This is a genomic window from Bacillus alkalisoli (assembly GCF_002797415.1).
Classification (GTDB): domain Bacteria; phylum Bacillota; class Bacilli; order Bacillales; family Bacillaceae_I; genus Bacillus_CD; species Bacillus_CD alkalisoli.
Genome location: NZ_KZ454944.1, coordinates 1,112,316 through 1,129,342, shown reverse-complemented (window position 1 = coordinate 1,129,342; position 17,027 = coordinate 1,112,316). Strand labels below are relative to the sequence as shown.

At 36.9% G+C, this 17,027-nt stretch carries 16 protein-coding genes and 1 other annotated feature; of the genes, 4 read left to right on the top strand and 12 right to left on the bottom strand.

Going from position 1 to position 17,027, the window contains the following annotated elements; all coding sequences use genetic code 11:
* Positions 1 to 87: 87 nt before the first annotated feature.
* From CDZ89_RS05370 to zapA, 5 genes are all read right to left on the bottom strand, one after another.
* Positions 88 to 495 (bottom strand): DUF350 domain-containing protein, encoded by a 408-nt coding sequence (locus tag CDZ89_RS05370; protein ID WP_096153070.1) that lies wholly within the window; start codon positions 493 to 495, stop codon positions 88 to 90.
* A 12-nt stretch (positions 496 to 507) separates the two neighbouring features.
* Positions 508 to 2,868: an endonuclease MutS2 gene (locus tag CDZ89_RS05365; protein ID WP_096153068.1), complete on the bottom strand. Its 2,361-nt coding sequence runs from the start codon at positions 2,866 to 2,868 to the stop codon at positions 508 to 510.
* A 22-nt stretch (positions 2,869 to 2,890) separates the two neighbouring features.
* On the bottom strand, positions 2,891 to 4,612 hold the full coding sequence (gene polX, locus CDZ89_RS05360; RefSeq protein ID WP_100333339.1) for a DNA polymerase/3'-5' exonuclease PolX: 1,722 nt from the start codon (positions 4,610 to 4,612) through the stop codon (positions 2,891 to 2,893).
* Between the two features lie 428 nt (positions 4,613 to 5,040).
* Positions 5,041 to 5,568, bottom strand: coding sequence for a CvpA family protein (locus tag CDZ89_RS05355; protein WP_096153064.1), 528 nt, complete (start codon positions 5,566 to 5,568; stop codon positions 5,041 to 5,043).
* Positions 5,569 to 5,574: 6 nt separating this feature from the next.
* Entirely contained in the window at positions 5,575 to 5,829 is a 255-nt protein-coding gene (gene zapA / locus CDZ89_RS05350; RefSeq protein WP_176483680.1) for a cell division protein ZapA, read from the bottom strand.
* Between the two features lie 311 nt (positions 5,830 to 6,140).
* Between zapA and rnhC the strand changes: the two genes are divergently transcribed.
* A complete protein-coding gene (gene rnhC / locus CDZ89_RS05345; protein ID WP_096153062.1) occupies positions 6,141 to 7,085 on the top strand; it encodes a ribonuclease HIII in 945 nt (314 codons plus the stop codon).
* A gap of 467 nt (positions 7,086 to 7,552) precedes the next feature.
* Here rnhC and pheT read toward each other — a convergent pair whose 3' ends face one another.
* On the bottom strand, positions 7,553 to 9,967 hold the full coding sequence (gene pheT / locus CDZ89_RS05340) for a phenylalanine--tRNA ligase subunit beta (RefSeq protein WP_096153060.1): 2,415 nt from the start codon (positions 9,965 to 9,967) through the stop codon (positions 7,553 to 7,555).
* Positions 9,968 to 9,982: 15 nt separating this feature from the next.
* The gene (gene pheS, locus CDZ89_RS05335) at positions 9,983 to 11,017 is read right to left on the bottom strand and encodes a phenylalanine--tRNA ligase subunit alpha (protein ID WP_096153058.1); all 1,035 of its coding nucleotides are present in this window, start codon (positions 11,015 to 11,017) and stop codon (positions 9,983 to 9,985) included.
* Positions 11,018 to 11,347: 330 nt separating this feature from the next.
* Positions 11,348 to 11,593 (bottom strand) — a binding site (T-box leader).
* Between the two features lie 472 nt (positions 11,594 to 12,065).
* On the opposite strand from pheS, the gene CDZ89_RS05330 reads away from it, so the two are divergent.
* Positions 12,066 to 12,263: a hypothetical protein gene (locus CDZ89_RS05330; RefSeq protein WP_096153056.1), complete on the top strand. Its 198-nt coding sequence runs from the start codon at positions 12,066 to 12,068 to the stop codon at positions 12,261 to 12,263.
* 32 nt (positions 12,264 to 12,295) lie between these two features.
* Here the strand turns inward: CDZ89_RS05330 and CDZ89_RS05325 are convergent, their stop codons facing one another.
* Positions 12,296 to 13,054 (bottom strand): TrmH family RNA methyltransferase, encoded by a 759-nt coding sequence (locus CDZ89_RS05325; protein ID WP_096153055.1) that lies wholly within the window; start codon positions 13,052 to 13,054, stop codon positions 12,296 to 12,298.
* A 151-nt stretch (positions 13,055 to 13,205) separates the two neighbouring features.
* On the opposite strand from CDZ89_RS05325, the gene sspI reads away from it, so the two are divergent.
* Positions 13,206 to 13,412 carry a small acid-soluble spore protein SspI gene (gene sspI, locus CDZ89_RS05320; protein WP_096153052.1) on the top strand — a complete coding sequence of 69 codons (207 nt, stop codon included), beginning with the start codon at positions 13,206 to 13,208 and terminating at the stop codon, positions 13,410 to 13,412.
* A gap of 101 nt (positions 13,413 to 13,513) precedes the next feature.
* On the opposite strand, the gene CDZ89_RS05315 is transcribed toward sspI, so the two are convergent.
* Positions 13,514 to 14,599: a M42 family metallopeptidase gene (locus CDZ89_RS05315; protein ID WP_096153050.1), complete on the bottom strand. Its 1,086-nt coding sequence runs from the start codon at positions 14,597 to 14,599 to the stop codon at positions 13,514 to 13,516.
* Between the two features lie 65 nt (positions 14,600 to 14,664).
* The gene (gene dut / locus CDZ89_RS05310; RefSeq protein ID WP_096153048.1) at positions 14,665 to 15,108 is read right to left on the bottom strand and encodes a dUTP diphosphatase; all 444 of its coding nucleotides are present in this window, start codon (positions 15,106 to 15,108) and stop codon (positions 14,665 to 14,667) included.
* A gap of 94 nt (positions 15,109 to 15,202) precedes the next feature.
* Between dut and CDZ89_RS05305 the strand changes: the two genes are divergently transcribed.
* The gene (locus CDZ89_RS05305) at positions 15,203 to 15,592 is read left to right on the top strand and encodes a sigma-w pathway protein ysdB (RefSeq protein WP_096153047.1); all 390 of its coding nucleotides are present in this window, start codon (positions 15,203 to 15,205) and stop codon (positions 15,590 to 15,592) included.
* Between the two features lie 136 nt (positions 15,593 to 15,728).
* Here the strand turns inward: CDZ89_RS05305 and CDZ89_RS05300 are convergent, their stop codons facing one another.
* Both CDZ89_RS05300 and CDZ89_RS05295 read right to left on the bottom strand, forming a co-directional pair.
* Complete coding sequence (locus tag CDZ89_RS05300; protein WP_096153045.1) at positions 15,729 to 16,325, bottom strand: hypothetical protein; 597 nt, start codon at positions 16,323 to 16,325, stop codon at positions 15,729 to 15,731.
* Positions 16,326 to 16,408: 83 nt separating this feature from the next.
* On the bottom strand, positions 16,409 to 16,996 hold the full coding sequence (locus CDZ89_RS05295; RefSeq protein ID WP_096153044.1) for a TVP38/TMEM64 family protein: 588 nt from the start codon (positions 16,994 to 16,996) through the stop codon (positions 16,409 to 16,411).
* Positions 16,997 to 17,027: the final 31 nt, after the last annotated feature.

Below are 17,027 nucleotides of genomic sequence, written 5' to 3'. Positions count from 1 at the left end.
GAGCTAAGTATATTACCCCTATCAATACAAAAACGACACAAAGACCAATTAATACTTTCGCTAATGTTTCCATCTTTTTTTCACTCCTTACCCAATGCTTGCACCTATGACGAATGATAATCCGAATGAAATGATGAACGATATAAAACCAACTGCTCTATTATCATTTTTCAACTCTTCGTCCACGTTAAATTTAGGTGTAAAAAATTCAAAGATAAAGTATGCAGATAGCAGTAAAAGAAACCCTAAGGCTCCCCAACCAATCATTGTAACTAGCGTATCATGATCACTTATAGAGAACCTGAAGATATTGGCTATCCCTAATAACTTACCACCTGTCGCCATTGCTACTGCCAAGTTACCGTTTTTTATTTCTTCCCAATTTTTATATTTTGTTACTAGCTCAAAAATTGCTAAAAATACGATGCTACATAATACGACTACGCTAAAATTGGCTGCTGTTCGGATCGCTTCATTCTCCCAAAAGCCTTGCATACTTTATCCCCCTTACTTTAATTCAACGATTGTAACACCTAGTCCACCTTCTGAAGCCTCTCCATATTTGAAGTTTTTGACAGACCGATGGTTTTTCAGATAGTTTTGTACCCCAGTGCGTAATGCCCCTGTACCTTTACCATGGATAATTGACACACGAGGATAACCAGCAAGTAGAGCATCGTCTATATATTTTTCTACCCTCATAAGCGCATCTTCAAATCTTTCACCTCGTAAATCTAATTCTAAATTTACGTGATAGTCTTTACCTCTAACCGTTGCAAGTGGTTTTTTCTCGATAGGTTTCGGCCTACTTACATATTCCATGTCCTTTTCTTTCACTTTCATTTTTAAAATACCAATTTGAACTTGCCATTCTTTTGCATTCACGCGCTCTATTAAGTGACCAGTTGAATTTACAGTTAACACTTTTACTTCATCACCTGGCTCAAGTTTTTGATTTTGTTTTGTCTCATTCTTTTTCTTCGTTTGGGATGCAGGAATGTTTGGTATGGCACCTTCAAGACGTTTTTTCGCGTCAATTAATTCATGTTCTTTTACGTTAGCATGTTGTTCTAGTCGCATTCTTCGCAGGTCTCGAATAATACCTTCTGCTTCTTTTTTTGCCTCTTCTACCAAATCTTCTGCTTTACTAGCAGCTTTTTCATAAAGTTTGTCTCGTTTTTCGTTATATTCAACTATTTGCTTTTGGAGTTCTTCGTGTAGCTTTGCAGCATCTTTACGAATTTGTTCTGCTTCTTTCCACTCTTTTTCTGCTCGCTTTTGACTATCCTCGAGTGAAGCAATCATGTTTTCCACTTTATTACTTTCATCACTTACAAACGTCTTTGCGTGTTGTATTACATTGTCTTTTAAGCCTAGTCTTTTGGATATTTCGAATGCGTTACTACGACCTGGGACACCGATTAATAGCCTATATGTTGGGCTTAACGTCTCGATGTCAAATTCCACACTAGCATTCACGACACCAGGACGATTATATCCATATGCTTTTAGCTCTGGATAGTGTGTAGTTGCGACAACAGTTGCCCCTACACTATACACTTCATCCAGAATAGATATAGCAAGTGCTGCTCCTTCTTGAGGGTCAGTTCCTGCTCCAAGTTCATCAAACAATACTAAACATTCATGGTCTACTTTTTGTAATATATCTACGATGTTTACCATGTGTGAGGAGAACGTACTTAAGCTTTGTTCAATGGATTGCTCATCACCGATATCTGCGTATACAGCATGAAACACACCAATTTCGGAACCGTCTTGGGCTGGAATTTGTAAACCTGATTGAGCCATTAACGTAACTAATCCAATTGTTTTTAACGTTACCGTTTTACCACCAGTGTTTGGGCCAGTAATAACGATAGAAGTATAATCGTTACCAAGTACAATATCATTTGGCACAACTTCATCTACTGGAATTAGTGGGTGTCTAGCTTGTATTAATCGCATATAGCGCTCTTCATTTATTTTTGGCATGGAGCCTTTAATGGATTTTCCATATTTGGCTTTCGTAAACATAAAGTCAATTTCAGCAAGTGAATAAACATTATCTCGTAGTTCTTGTGCATGTTCTGCTACTTGTATAGAAAGCTCGCGTAAGATCCTCTCTATCTCCATCTTTTCTTTCACTTTTGCTTCTTGAAGCGTGTTGTTTAGTTCTAACACTTGCTGTGGCTCAATGAAAAGAGTCGCACCGGAAGCTGATTGATCGTGAACAATTCCCCCGTAAGCACCGCGATACTCTTGCTTTACAGGAATAACGAAACGATCATTACGAATCGTAACGATGGCATCAGATAACATTTTTTGTGCATTAGCAGAACGTGTTAAACTGTCTAGTTTTTCACGAATACGGGATTCAGTCGAACGTAATTGTTGACGAATACCACGTAATTTATCACTCGCTCCATCTAGTACTTCTCCATACTCGTCTATACTGTTTTTAATTTCTCGCTCTAGTTCTGGAATAGCGACCATCTCTTCAATAAGTTGCTCTAAAAATGGCACAGCAATTTCCGCAGCTTGTAATGATTCAAGAAACTTTTTTAACTGACGCGTTGCATAAATCGTTCCTGCAATTTCGTTTAATTCTTGTGTATTTAATACTCCTCCGATTTCTGCTCGCTTTATATGTGGTCTAACATCTGAAATTCCACCTAGTGGAACTTCCCCTTTTAAACGTAATATTGTAGCTGCTTCATCCGTTTGTAGTTGATTATTTTTTACTTCTTCTACATTTGTAGAGGGTTTAAGCTGCTCTGCTTTTTCTTTTCCAAGAGAAGAGGCCGCGAATGATTTTAACGTTTCTTTTATCTTTTCAAACTCTAATACTTTTAATGTTCTAGGTTGCACGAGACAAACTCCCTTCTTCGTGTCACGTATGGTGTCGTTTTAAAAACTGTTCAAGCTTTTCAAAATCCCAAGCGTTTATTACATTTTCCCTACGTAACCATGCTTTTCTTGCAGCTGCGACACCTATTTCCATATGTTCTAACATGTCGATACTATGTGCATCTGTATTAATGACGAGGTTTACGCCATTTTCTTGTGCAAGCTTCACGTAGTAACTTGCTAAGTCTAAACGATGCGGATTCGCATTCAACTCTAACGCTGTATTCGTTTCTTTGGCAAGTTGTATTAACATTTCTACATCTACGTCGTATCCTTCTCTTCTTCCTATTAATCGACCAGTTGGATGAGCAATGATGTCGACATGATAATTTTCTAATGCTATTTTTAGTCGGCTCATTATCTTTTCTTTATTTTGTGAAAAACTTGAATGGATTGATGCAATAACAATATCCATTTCCTCTAGCAATTCGTCATCATAATCTAATTGACCATCTGGTAAAATGTCCATTTCTACACCGGCCAGTATGGTAATGTCCTCATATTTTTCATTTAATTTTTTAATTGCTGCTTTTTGAAGACGTAATCTTTCTGCTGTTAGTCCATTTGCTACTTTTAAATATTGCGAGTGATCTGTAATGGCCATATATTTGTAGCCTTTTGCACGACAAGAATCTACCATTTCCTCTAGTGTATAGGCTCCGTCACTCCATGTTGTATGCATATGTAAATCGCCTTGAATGTCGTCTAGTTTAATTAATGGTATGTCGCCATGCTTTAATGCAAAATCCACTTCTGTTCCATCTTCTCTAATCTCTGGCGGAATCCATGGTAAACCAAAGTGTTGGAAAAATGCTTCTTCCGATTCGAAGTGTGTTACTTCGTTTGTTTCAACATTTTCGACACCATACTCACTTATTTTTTCTCCACGGTCTTTTGCTAGTTGTCTCAATCGGACATTATGGTCTTTTGATCCAGTGAAGTGGTGTAAAGTCGTCGCGTAGCTTTTTGGTTCTACTAAGCGAAAATCGATAGAAACGTCATAATCATATTGGAGAACAATGGATACTTTCGTGTCTCCGTTTGCAATGATTTCTTTTACTCTTTCAATTCCGATAAGCTGTTCTCTAACTTTATCTGGATCGGTTGTAGCAATAATATAGTCTAAATCTTTTATCGTTTCTCGGTATCTGCGAAGACTTCCAGCTCTTGAAAATTGCTCAATCGCCTCCATTTTCTCTACTTGCTTTTCTACGTCTACTGCAATGGTTGTCATAAACGCGATAGGAAGTCGGTCTGGTCTTTTTCCTACTTCTTCAATAGCTGCTAGTATTTTTTCTTCTGTCTTTTTTCCAAATCCAGCTAATGCTTGTACTTTTTCTTGTTCACATGCTTCTTTTAATGTATGTATATCTATTACGTTTAACTCTTGATAAAGTTTCGCTATTTTTTTGCCGCCTAGACCTTGCAGTTTAAGGAGGGGAATAAGTCCTTCTGGAACTTTTTTTTGTAATTCTTCTAATACAGAAGATTTACCTGTTTCTATTAGTTCTTGAATGACTGCTGCTGTTCCTTTTCCAATGCCTGATAATTTGGTTAAGTCTTCTATTTGAGCTAGACTTCGATCGTCGTTTTCTAATGCTAGTGCCGCTTTTCGGAATGCGGATATTTTGAAGGTGTTGTCACCTTTTAGTTCCATGTATGTAGCGATCGTTTCTAAGTGTTTTACGACTTGTTTTTTGTTCATTATTTATTCACGCCTTTCGTGTACTTATTTGATTCCCCAGAAAAGTTAATTTATTACTACTAACTGTTGCTGTTCGCTGTAGGTGCTCGCTTTCCGCGGGTGGTAAAAAGGAAGGTTATTTTCACTATCGTGAAAAAACCTACTCCTCGGCCTGTTGGCCTGTGGGGTCTCCCTTGACACACTTCTCCCGCAGGAGTCTCGCACCTACATCGAACAGCAACTTATTTAGGTTGTAATAAAATCACCTATAATAATCTCTCTTCCATAATACCGGAAATAATCGTATAACTCCTTATGGTTACTGAATCATTAATTAAAATGATACAAATAATTAGTGAAAATGTACAATTTCTGTTTTATTTATGTTGTGTAGTTTTTTTACACTAAAAAAGCTCCGCTAATAGTAGGGGAGCTTTGATGCGAGTTTGTTATCCTAGCCATAATTCTTTTAGTTTTTCTGCGAAGACGGGGGTGTTTTCAACGATTCCTCTTGCCATGGAAGAGTCATTGATAGAAACTTGAACCGCTTCAACTGGTACTAGTGCACCGACGTATAATAAGATGAAGACTAATAAGTATACTTCTACTAGTCCTAGCATAGCGCCTGCCCAACCATTTATTTGCTTTAATATCGGTAAGTGTGTTAAGAAGTCAAGCATAGATCCTACTACTTGCAGTGCAATTCTCGTTCCAAAGAAAAGAATAGCAAAAGCAACCGCACGATAATAGGCGACATCTAAACTAGTAGCCTCGAAAAACATAGCTGTATCAGGATTACCGAAGCTCGGCATTGGAACCCATAATACTAATTTAGGTGCTAGCTCCTCATAAAATTTATAGGCGACAATAAATGCAGCAATAAATCCAGAAAGGTGTATAACCTGCATAATAAATCCACGTTTAATACCGATTATTAACCCTAGTATTAGGAAGAATATAATAATTATGTCGATCATGAAAGCTCAATCCCTTTTTCTAAGTTCTTTTTCTAGTTCTTCATATGCGTCTTTAATCTTAATATAATCATGGACAACATTTACTGCTGTTAAAACAGCTAATTTATTTATATCTAGATTTGCGTTCTTCCCTTTAATATCTCTCATCTTTTCATCGACAATGGATGCAACTAGTCTCATATGACTGATGCTCTCTGTTCCAACAATAGAATATTGTTGGCCATAAATGTCGACAGTAGTACGCGTTTTTTGATCTGACAACGTGTATGCCCCCATTTCATCACGTAAAACTTTCCATTTTAGGTGTTTTCCTTCATCTATTTCGTTTAAAATAAAAGAGTTAACTTTATTATTTTGGCTGTGTAAAAGTTCGTTGTTAATTTGCGTGCAAATCAATAGGCATTAGTAGTTAATCATCAACACTAAGCTTTAACTTAACTATTATTTTAAATACAATTGCATGAATATATGTAAATGCTAATCTTAATAATAACACGAACTAATTGAAAGTGGAAAGTAAACAATAAATGAAAAAGCATTTTATGTAAATTTTTGTAGTAGGAGATGAAGAATTGTCTAATCAAGTATTAACTGTTTCTAGTGACCACTTACTAAAAATGAAGAATCATTATGAAAAAGGGCTAGTAAATACTCCACCAAATGGGGCTGTATTTTCTGCTAAAACAGGTGGATGTACGATAACTGGTTATAAGTCTGGTAAAGTTCTTTTTCAAGGGAAAGATGCTGCAACGGAGGCCAGCAAATGGGCTAGCATTGCTAGTTCAACTAGTCCTTCTACTAAAAAGAAACCAAATCCTTTCCAAAAAACAAAACAAGCTGGTACACCATTGCCTGCTGGTTTCTCTTCTTTAAGTGTTATTGGTTCAGATGAAGTTGGAACAGGCGATTACTTCGGCCCAATCACTGTTTGTGCCGCATACGTTAGAAAAGAAGATATGGATATTTTAAAACAGGCTGGTGTGAAAGACTCTAAAGCTTTAACGGATGAAAAAATTTGTGCCATCGCAAAAGAGATTCTACCATTTGTTCCTTACAGTTTATTAGTGTTACATAATGATAAATATAACGAAATGCAAAAGACAATGACTCAGGGAAAAATGAAGGCTATTTTGCATAACAAAGCACTTGAGAATGTTTTAGCAAAAATTGGCCCAGATAAACCAGAAGCGATTTTAATTGATCAATTTGCTGAAGCTGATGTGTATTACAGACATTTAAGTAAACAGCCATCGATCGTGAAGGAAAAAGTCTTTTTTCAAACGAAAGCGGAAGGCCTTCATTTATCAGTAGCAGCTGCATCCATCATTGCTAGATATGCCTTTTTACGTGAAATGGACAAGATCAGTAGTTTGGCGGGCTTTACGATTCCCAAAGGTGCTGGAGCTATAGTCGACAAAGCTGCTGCTAGATTTATTAGAACTCACGGTCAGCAGAAACTTGGCGAAGTAGCCAAACTCCATTTTGCCAATACAGAAAAAGCAAAAAAAATATTATAGTCTTAAGAGGCTGGGACAAAACTAGTGAAAAAACGAATAATATTTAAGGAGAGGCCCCAAAGATCAAAAATTTTAATCTCGGGGCCTTTCCATTTAAATTAACCGGATTTTATCCAAGGCCTCTATACTTACTGAATGTTGAAGAAGTTATCTTTTTCAACAATTTTTTTGGCCGGATGAACTTCATCAGCCTTATGAAGTTCTTCTACGATTATTTTTTGATGCCAGATGAACTTCATCAGCCTTATGAAGTTCAACTACGATAAATTTTGAATGCCAGATGTTCTCCATCGGGGTCTTATGAAGTTCAACTTCAACTAATTTCTAAGACAAGTTAAACGTCATTGGCTTTTTGTCACAAACGCTTCTTTTTTATCGGGAAATTATCTAATATATCCAGAAATCAGATTTTCGCAATATAATAAATAAGCACTCCAACAAAGAATTGTTAGAGTGCTCATCTCAAATTAACTTCTTAACATAGCTCCACACTTCTCTTCTAAAGCGACTAACACTTTATTGTGTACTTTTGTCACTTCTTCATCTGTTAGTGTGTGCTCTGGGTGGTAGTAACGTAAAGAGAACGCTACGGACTTCATGTTAGCATCAATTTTATCGCCTTCATATAAATCGAATACTTTTACATCTTTTAATAGCTTACCACCATTTTCTACGATAACTTTTTGTAACTCACCAGCTGGTGTACTTCTTTCCACAACTAAAGCGATATCGCGTGAAATCGATGGGAATCGTGGAATTGCACCATACTTAATTTCTTCTACGTTTTCAGAAAGTACAGTGCTTAATGCAATCTCAAACACATACGTTTCTGGTAAGTCTAACTCATTTTGTGTTTCTGGGTGAAGTTGACCTACAAATCCGATTGTCTCCCCGTTTAAGAATACTTCTGCTGTACGGCCTGGATGTAAACCGTCTTTTACTCCACGACGATATTCTACTGAAGTTGCTAAACCAAGTGTTTCGAACATGCCATCTAAAATACCTTTTGCAACGTAGAAATCTACTGCTTTCTTCTCACCTTGCCATTGATGCATATGCCACAGTCCTGTTAATACACCTGCTAATCTTTCTTTTTCTTCTGGTAAGTCGTTTCCTTCTTTTCCAACGAAAACAGAACTTATTTCATAAATAGAATTTGTATGGATTTGGCGAGCGATGTTATGTTGAACAACTTCTAGTAAGTGTGGCAATAAGCTTAAACGTAGCGTGCTTCTTTCTTCACTCATTGGCATTGCTAGACGAATTGCATTTCCATCTTCAAGTGCGAATTGTTTTGCGCGTGTATCACTTGTTAAAGAATACGTGATTGTTTGCAGCAATCCAGCACCTTCTAGTAGGTTACGAACTTTACGTCGTTTTGCTTGATAAACTGTTAATGCTCCAGGAGTAGATGCGCTAACTGGTAAAGTCGTCGGGATGTTGTCATAGCCGAATAAACGTGCAACTTCCTCTACTAAATCTTCTTCAATTGTAATATCTCCACGGCGTGTAGGTACCGTTACATTGAACGTACCATTATCTTCTACCACGTCGAATTGTAATTTTGTAAAGATTGTTTTCGCTTCTTCAGCAGAAATAGAAGTTCCTAACACTGCATTAATTTTTTCAATTGTCGTTGTTACAACTGCAGGTTCCATCTTCATTTCATTGAATTCAACAGATCCTCCTACAACTTCGCCACCTGCATGCTGAACCATTAATGCAGCAGCACGTTCTGCAGCATCGTGTGTACGTTTTGGATCAATTCCTTTTTCAAAACGAGCACTTGCCTCACTTCGTAATCCGTGGTCTTTTGAAGCTTTACGTACTGTTTTTCCGTTAAAGTATGCGGACTCAATTAGTACTGTAGTTGTGTCTGCACCAACTTCAGAATTTGCTCCACCCATAACTCCAGCAAGAGCAATTGGCTCGGTACCATTTGTAATAACTAAATGGTCATCTGTTAACGTTCTTTCTGCATCATCAAGTGTAATGATTTTTTCGCCAGCTTTTGCACGACGTACTAATACTTCTTTACTGCCTAAACGGTCGTAGTCAAATGCATGTAACGGTTGACCGTATTCTAGTAAAATGTAGTTTGTAATATCTACTACGTTATTATGAGGGCGAATGCCAGCTGCCATTAAGCGTCCTTGTAACCATAGTGGTGATGGACCAATTTTTACGTTTTTTACAATCTTCGCCACATAAAGAGGGTTATCTTCTATCGCCTCTACTTGAACAGATATATAATCGGAAGCTTTTTCAGCCGTTTCTTGGAAGTTAGCTGCTGGCCATTTTACTTCTTTGCCTAAAATAGCTGCCACTTCATAAGCTACACCTAACATGCTTAAGCAGTCCGAACGGTTTGGCGTTAAGCCTAGTTCTAGAACTTTGTCTTCTCGTTGTAAGTATTCTAATGCGTCTTGCCCAACTTCTACATCGCCTGAAAATACAAAGATTCCTTCTGAGTATTCTTTAGCAACTAGTTTTGACTCAATACCTAACTCTTGTAAAGAACAAATCATTCCGTGAGACGCTTCACCACGTAGTTTTGCTTTCTTAATTTTGAAGTTACCAGGTAAAACCGCACCAACTTTTGCAACAGCAACTTTTTGACCTTTACCGACATTAGGTGCACCACAAATGATTTGAACTGGCTCTTCATCCCCAACGTCTACTAAACATTTGCTAAGCTTATCTGCATCAGGATGTTGTTCTCTCTCTAAAACGTGTCCAATGACAACACCAGTAATTCCTTCGTTTAGAGTGGCTACGCCTTCTACTTCTATCCCACTACGTGTAATTTTTTCTGCAAGATCTTCTGCACTAATTCCATCTATGTCTACATACTCTTTTAACCAATTATAAGAAACTAACATGTTTGACCCTCCCTTTTAAACTCGGTTGAACTGCTGAATGAACCGTTGGTCGTTTGTATAGAAATGACGAATATCATCTACACCGTACTTTAACATCGTAATACGTTCTGGTCCCATACCAAATGCGAATCCTTGGTATACTTTTGGATCATATCCAGCCATGCGTAATACGTTCGGATGAACCATTCCAGCACCTAAGATTTCGATCCAACCTGTACTCTTACATACGTTACAGCCTTTGCCTCCACACTTCATACATGAAACATCTACCTCAACTGATGGCTCTGTGAATGGGAAAAAGCTTGGGCGTAAACGGATTTCGCGATCGTCTCCGAACATTTTTCTAGCAAATACTTGTAGTGTGCCTTTTAAGTCACTCATTGTTATGTTTTTATCGATAACAAGTCCTTCGATTTGCGTAAATTGATGAGAGTGTGTTGCATCATCATCGTCACGGCGATACACTTTACCGGGACAAATAATTTTGATTGGTCCTTTTTCTACATTCTTTTCCATTGTACGAACTTGAACTGGTGATGTTTGCGTACGTAATAGCGTATTTTCTGTAATGTAGAAAGTATCTTGCATATCACGAGCTGGGTGATCTTGCGGTAAGTTTAGCGCTTCAAAGTTATAGTAGTCTGTTTCTACTTCAGGCCCTTGCTCGATTGTGTAGCCCATTCCTAAGAAAAGATCTTCTATTTCCTCGACCACTTTTGTTAAAGGGTGACGGTTTCCTGTACGAACTGGTCTACCAGGCAATGTTACGTCGATTGTTTCAGAAGCTAACTTTTGTGCTACTGCTTCTTTTTCTAGTAGAGTTACTTTTTCTTCTAGTTTGGATGCGATAGCTTCGCGTACTTCATTTGCTAGTGCCCCCATTTTTGGACGCTCTTCCGCTGATAATTGACCCATTCCACGTAAGATTTCTGTGATTGGTCCTTTTTTTCCTAAGTAAGCGACACGAACATCATTTAGTTCTTTTAAGCTTTGTGCTTCGCTAACTTGTTGTAGTGCTTGTTGTTGTAATTCTTTTAAACGTTGTTCCACTGTTGTTTCCTCCTTTTTCAGGCTCTTGTGTTAAAAGTTTTTTAAAATAAATTTAGGAATAATACTCTGTCCGTTCCTTTCCGCTGCAGGCACTTCCTTTCCGCGGGGAGCGACGTGAGCCTCCTCGGCGTCCCGCCTGTGGGGTCTCACGCTTCACTCTTCTTCCCGCAGGAGTGAAGTGCCTTCCGCTTCAATCCACTCACGGTTTTAAAAGCGTAAAATACGACAATCTTTGAGTAAACACCCTAATAAAAACAACAACTTTTACATAAGCAGCCTTTTCTTATGTATAAGGTGGCTTTTTAGGCAAATAAAAAAACTCCTCCCTATGTAAGGGACGAGTTGTATCGCGTTACCACCCTAATTAACTAAACAAATGGTTAATAGACATGTCTAGTTCACTTCATTCCAAATAACGGTTTTTTAACCGGAACACTTTTACAGCTCATGGCTGGTCCAAGCGTCAACTCGAGAGGTGAAATTTCACTAATTGCCACTATAAAAATGCTTTCAGTCTCAGGCATCTTCTCCCTACATAGCGCATGAAAAGCTACTTGTCTCTTTCATCGTTTTTATAAAAATTATTATGTTGTTATTTACCTTTTCTTATTATATGGAAATATAGATGCTTTTGCAACTAACGAAAATATATTAGTTTTTGATAAGGCTTTGTTAAAGAACGCTGTTGATTTCCGTGCAAGGCTTCGCTTTCCGCGGGCGTGTCTCCCGTGGAGTCTCAGCCTTGCACGGAAATCAACAGGAATATTGTTAAATAACAACACTAAGCTTAACATAGCTTTTAAAAAACAAGTACTATAATAGCATTGAGGTATTGGGGGTAAGTTTTAATCTTTATGTTATAGTGATAATTGAATCAATTTCATAATTACGGTTCGTTTAATGAAAAACGAATATTTTAGTGATATACAATATAATATGTTCGTTTATGAGGGTGTAAAAACACAGAATACGATGCTATTATTCGTTTTTCGTTTAGTAGTCATACACTATGAAACGGACTCAATTAATTAGTTTTAAAGGAGGATTTATGAGGAAAACATTTTATATTGTATTAATGATATTAATTGTTGTTAATACAATCAGATACTCTTATTACTTAATACAAGGTGATATCTCTCCATTTTTTCTTTTCATGTTTGTGATTAACCTTATTGGCCTTTCTCTTGGGGTTGTGTATTTTCGTAATGAAAAAAGAGCTAAAGATAATCAAACAAAAAAACTGTAAGAGAGTATCGTTACTCTCTTACAGTTTTTTCTTTAGCCTCTTAAATAGTACATTAATATTCCCGCTGCAATGCCAACGTTTAGGGATTCACTTTTTCCGTAAATTGGAATATACAAGTTTTGATTTGTTTTGTCTAACAGGTCTTTTGCCATTCCTTTTCCTTCATTACCAACGATTAAAGCAAATGACTTTGGAGGATTGATTTGTGTATAGCTTACTCCATTTTCTAAAGCTGTCCCAAATATGGGGATTTGTTGCGTATTACATTTTTCCATCCATTCGTTTAGTGAGCCTTGCACGATCGGTAAATGAAACATCGCTCCTTGTGTTGAACGAATAACCTTTCCATTATATATATCTGCACACCCGTCTCCTAATACGATTAAATCTATTCCGACCGCTTCAGCTGTTCGAATCATCGTACCGACGTTCCCAGGGTCCTGAACATGATCAAGCATAAGTATTTTACTATTAGTAGACACTGATACCTCCAGCGCGTCTTTCATTCGACATATAGCAATAACTCCTTGTGGTGTTTGCGTTTCACTAATCGCTTTTAACACATCATTGGGAACACTGTACAAATTCACGTAGTCCGTTTTCCAACTGGACGGCAAAGTTTCCTTATCACTAATAATAATGTCTTCTACTAGGTTATCTATTTTTAAGGCTTCCTCTACTAAATGAAATCCTTCTATTAGAAATGTGTTACTAGCTTCTCTTTCTTTTTTCTTATGTAGCTTCTTCCACTGCTTTACCTTTGGATTTTTTACAGATTCAATTATTTTCAAAAGTGATAACTCCTTTGGTTCTTTTATATTCGTATTATACTCAATGTGAGATGAGGATGAAAGTGTGACGTGAAAAGTTAAATTTGCACATAAATATTCCATTTTAGGAAAAGATACTTTTGTAAACTATTTTTCTCTCGAGGTGAAAAAAATGAATTTGAATTTACGTCACGCTATTCGTCAAAATGTAGAAGGCAACAACCAGGAGGAATTACAAGCAACGATCGTGGATGCGATTCAAAATGGTGAAGAAAAAATGCTTCCCGGTCTTGGGGTATTGTTTGAAGTAATTTGGCAAAACTCTTCTGAGCAAGATAAGCAAGAGATGTTAGGTACTTTAGAAAGCGGATTAAAATAAGTGATTTGGAGCTGGTTTCATGCCAGCTCTTTTTTTATTATAGTTTAATTTATCTTCAGCTATAAACAAAAGCCCTACAAACATAGGGCTTTAAGTCATTATTATTCAAATGTAATAGTTTTAACTGTTTCTGTATCTAAACGTTTAATTACTTCTGCAATTAATTTTACTGCATTTTCGTAGTCGTCACGGTGTAACATCGCTGCATGTGAGTGAATGTAGCGAGTTGCGATTGTGATAGACAGTGCTGGTACACCTTGAGCTGTTAAGTGAATAGCCCCAGAGTCCGTTCCACCACCAGCTACAGAATCAAACTGATATGGAATTTCCATTTCATCTGCTACACCTGTAACAAAGTCGCGTAATCCTTTATGAGAAATCATAGAAGCGTCATAAAGAATAATTTGAGGACCTTTACCCATTTTGCTTAACGCTTCTTTTTCCGTTATGCCTGGTGTATCACCAGCAATACCAACATCAACGCCGAAACCGATATCAGGTTGAATCACGTTAGCAGAAGTTTTCGCTCCACGTAGGCCAACTTCTTCTTGAACTGTACCTACTCCGTACACTACGTTCGGATGGTCAGCATCTTTTAAATGCTTTAATACGTCAATAGCAATTGCACAACCAATGCGGTTATCCCATGCTTTTGCAAGTAGCATTTTTTCGTTGTTCATTACAGTAAATTCGAAGTAAGGAACGATTTGGTCACCAGGAGTTACGCCCCACTCCGCTGCTTCTTCACGACTAGATGCCCCGATATCAATAAACATATCTTTAATATCAACTGGCTTTTTGCGAGCTTCAGGAGGTAAGATGTGAGGTGGTTTTGAGCCAATTACACCTGTTACATCACCTTTACGCGTTACAATCGTAACACGTTGAGCTAGCATTACTTGTGACCACCAGCCACCTACTGTTTGGAAGCGAATGAATCCACGGTCATCAATGTTTGTTACCATGAATCCTACTTCGTCTAAGTGACCTGCCACCATAATTTTCGGACCGTCTGCTTTACCGATTTTTTTGGCAATTAAGCTTCCTAATCCGTCTGTGGTTACTTCATCGGCATATGCTTCTATGTATCGTTTCATTACATCACGAGGTTCTTTCTCGTTTCCAGGGATGCCTTTCGCATCCGTTAAGTCTTTTAGCATTGTTAATGTTTCATCTAACTTTGCCATCTATTTCGCCCCCCTAAATTATGTATCAATGCCTATTATACAGAAAAATCTTACATATGTAAAAACTATTCCTTATTAATACCAGACGAGCCGAATCCTCCTACTCCTCTACTGGTATCCGTAACTTCTTCTACTTGAACAATATTTACTTTGGTAACTGGTGCCATAACCATTTGCGCGACCCTCATATTCTTCTCTACAAGGAAATCTTTTTTCCCATGGTTTATTAAGATAACTTTCACTTCTCCTCGGTAACCTTCATCTATTGTACCTGGGCTATTTAAAACGGTAACGGAATGTTTTAAAGCAAGGCCGCTTCTAGGTCTGACTTGGGCTTCTGTACCCTTTGGCAATTCTAGGACGAGACCAGTACGAATTAAAGCCGCTTCACCCGATTTTATTACTTTTTCTTCCACAGAAAACAAATCTAAGCCAGCATCGCCAACATTTGCCCGAAAAGGTAATTGTGCATCAGTATGTACTCGTTTTACTTTTAATTCATAATCCAATATTTTTTCCTCCAATTTCTAAAAAAATGAAACCTTTCATACTCTCATACGTATATAATGTTACTATTACTTTGATTTTAAGGAGAGAACACTTATGTTGTTTGTTATCCTCATTCGTTTACTTGTAATTGCCCTTATTGTTTTTCTTATCTATTTTACCATTAAATATATACTGAATCCTAAGCGAAAGCTTGAACTTGCTCACGAAAAGAAAAATTTCTTCATGCTAGATGCAAAGGAAAACGTAAGGAAAAATTTCATATTAACTTATAAAGGCGTCATGTTTGAAGGTGAAAAATATTTAGGGACGACTGATCAATCTTTTGAAGTTGTATCTATTTTTATATTCCCTAAAAGCAATGCCAAGTTACAAGGCCTTCAAAAGCACGACTTCCAATATATCGAAAAAGAAGTACGACGCACTTATCCTAACGCAATTATAGATTGGAAGAGTCCAATAAAAGAATTTCTGAAAAATAATTAGATAGAAGATATAAAAGAATGTATAAACAATACATAAACCCGCGGAAAGCGAGTACCTCGTGCTATCATCAACGGTTAGTACTCTCTTTTATTATAAAAAACCGCAAGTGCCATTTTTACAGGCTACTTGCGGTTCTTTATTTTACTTCGAATTGAATAATCGTTTTAATATTGTATGTTTTATTTCCACCATCTTCGGAAATGTAAAAATCCGCTACACCTTCCACCGTATACTTCCCTTTAGGAAAGGTTTCTCCAGCTAAAAACTCCTTCATAAAAGCAACAAATTCTTTGTCATCTTGATCGCTGTATCCGCCTGTTTTTTCATACTTTTCACGAAGTGGTAAGTCTTTTTCTAGTGTTGTTTGTAATAATGGCTGGTCCATAGCATAGTCAATATTTATTCCTCGAGTCTCTTCTTTAATGTTAAAAAAGAACGGGGATGCCGCATGAAAAATATCAATCGTATGCTTTTCTCCCTTATATGTAAGCTCGGCTATCATCATTACTTCGTCGTTCACATCATATACTTCTTTTTCAGAAGCCAAATATAAATGAAAATCATCTACAGTCTCAGATGAGACAATACTCAAATTATTATAACTTGGTTGATTCGTGTTCACATTAGGTTGTACTTGATCTTTTAATGTTAAATCATAAAAAATATAGATAGAGATACCTGCAATTATAGGAAAAACAATTAAAAGCATGATAAGCGGAAGTTTAGCTTTCATAAAATAATCACCCCTATGTATTAAGACGCTTTATGTTAGAAAATGTTACAAAGTGCCTAGCCGAAGACTAGACACTTTAACAATTACCCTTTTTTCATCACTTTTTCTTTTCTGAAAAATGTATCCCATTTAATAATGACATATTTTTGTCTAGCTAAAAGGGACACAGCTAGTAATACAACTAATAGAACAATAACGGAAACTAGAGATAATTCCGTGATTACCTGACCAAAAACAGTATAAATGATAGCAATGGGGATGTTTGATAAAAATGAAGCCTTTATATAGTCGCGGAAGTTTTTAGTAGTTTCTATTAAACATAATGATAATAAATGAAAATGGATAAATGGTATTAGTCGTAATACAGTTACTTGACCGACAGAAATTTTCGCTCTGTTCCCAAACCACTTTTCCTTCATTTTTAATATTTTTGCAAACACTCTTGGCATTTGATTATATAAAATATAAAATAATAGACTAGATAACGTTAATCCAACGATAGAGTAAATACTCCCTACTAAGCCTCCGAAAAGGGCTCCACCTGCAATACAAATAATGACAACAGGTATGAATAAAATTTGCCTGACGATGTGGAAAAGTATAAATGCGATAGATGCTAGTAACCAATGTGTTTCTATCATCATGTATAGTACGGTTAATCGCTCATCCATTGACGCCTCACCCCACGATCTTCACAAAAGT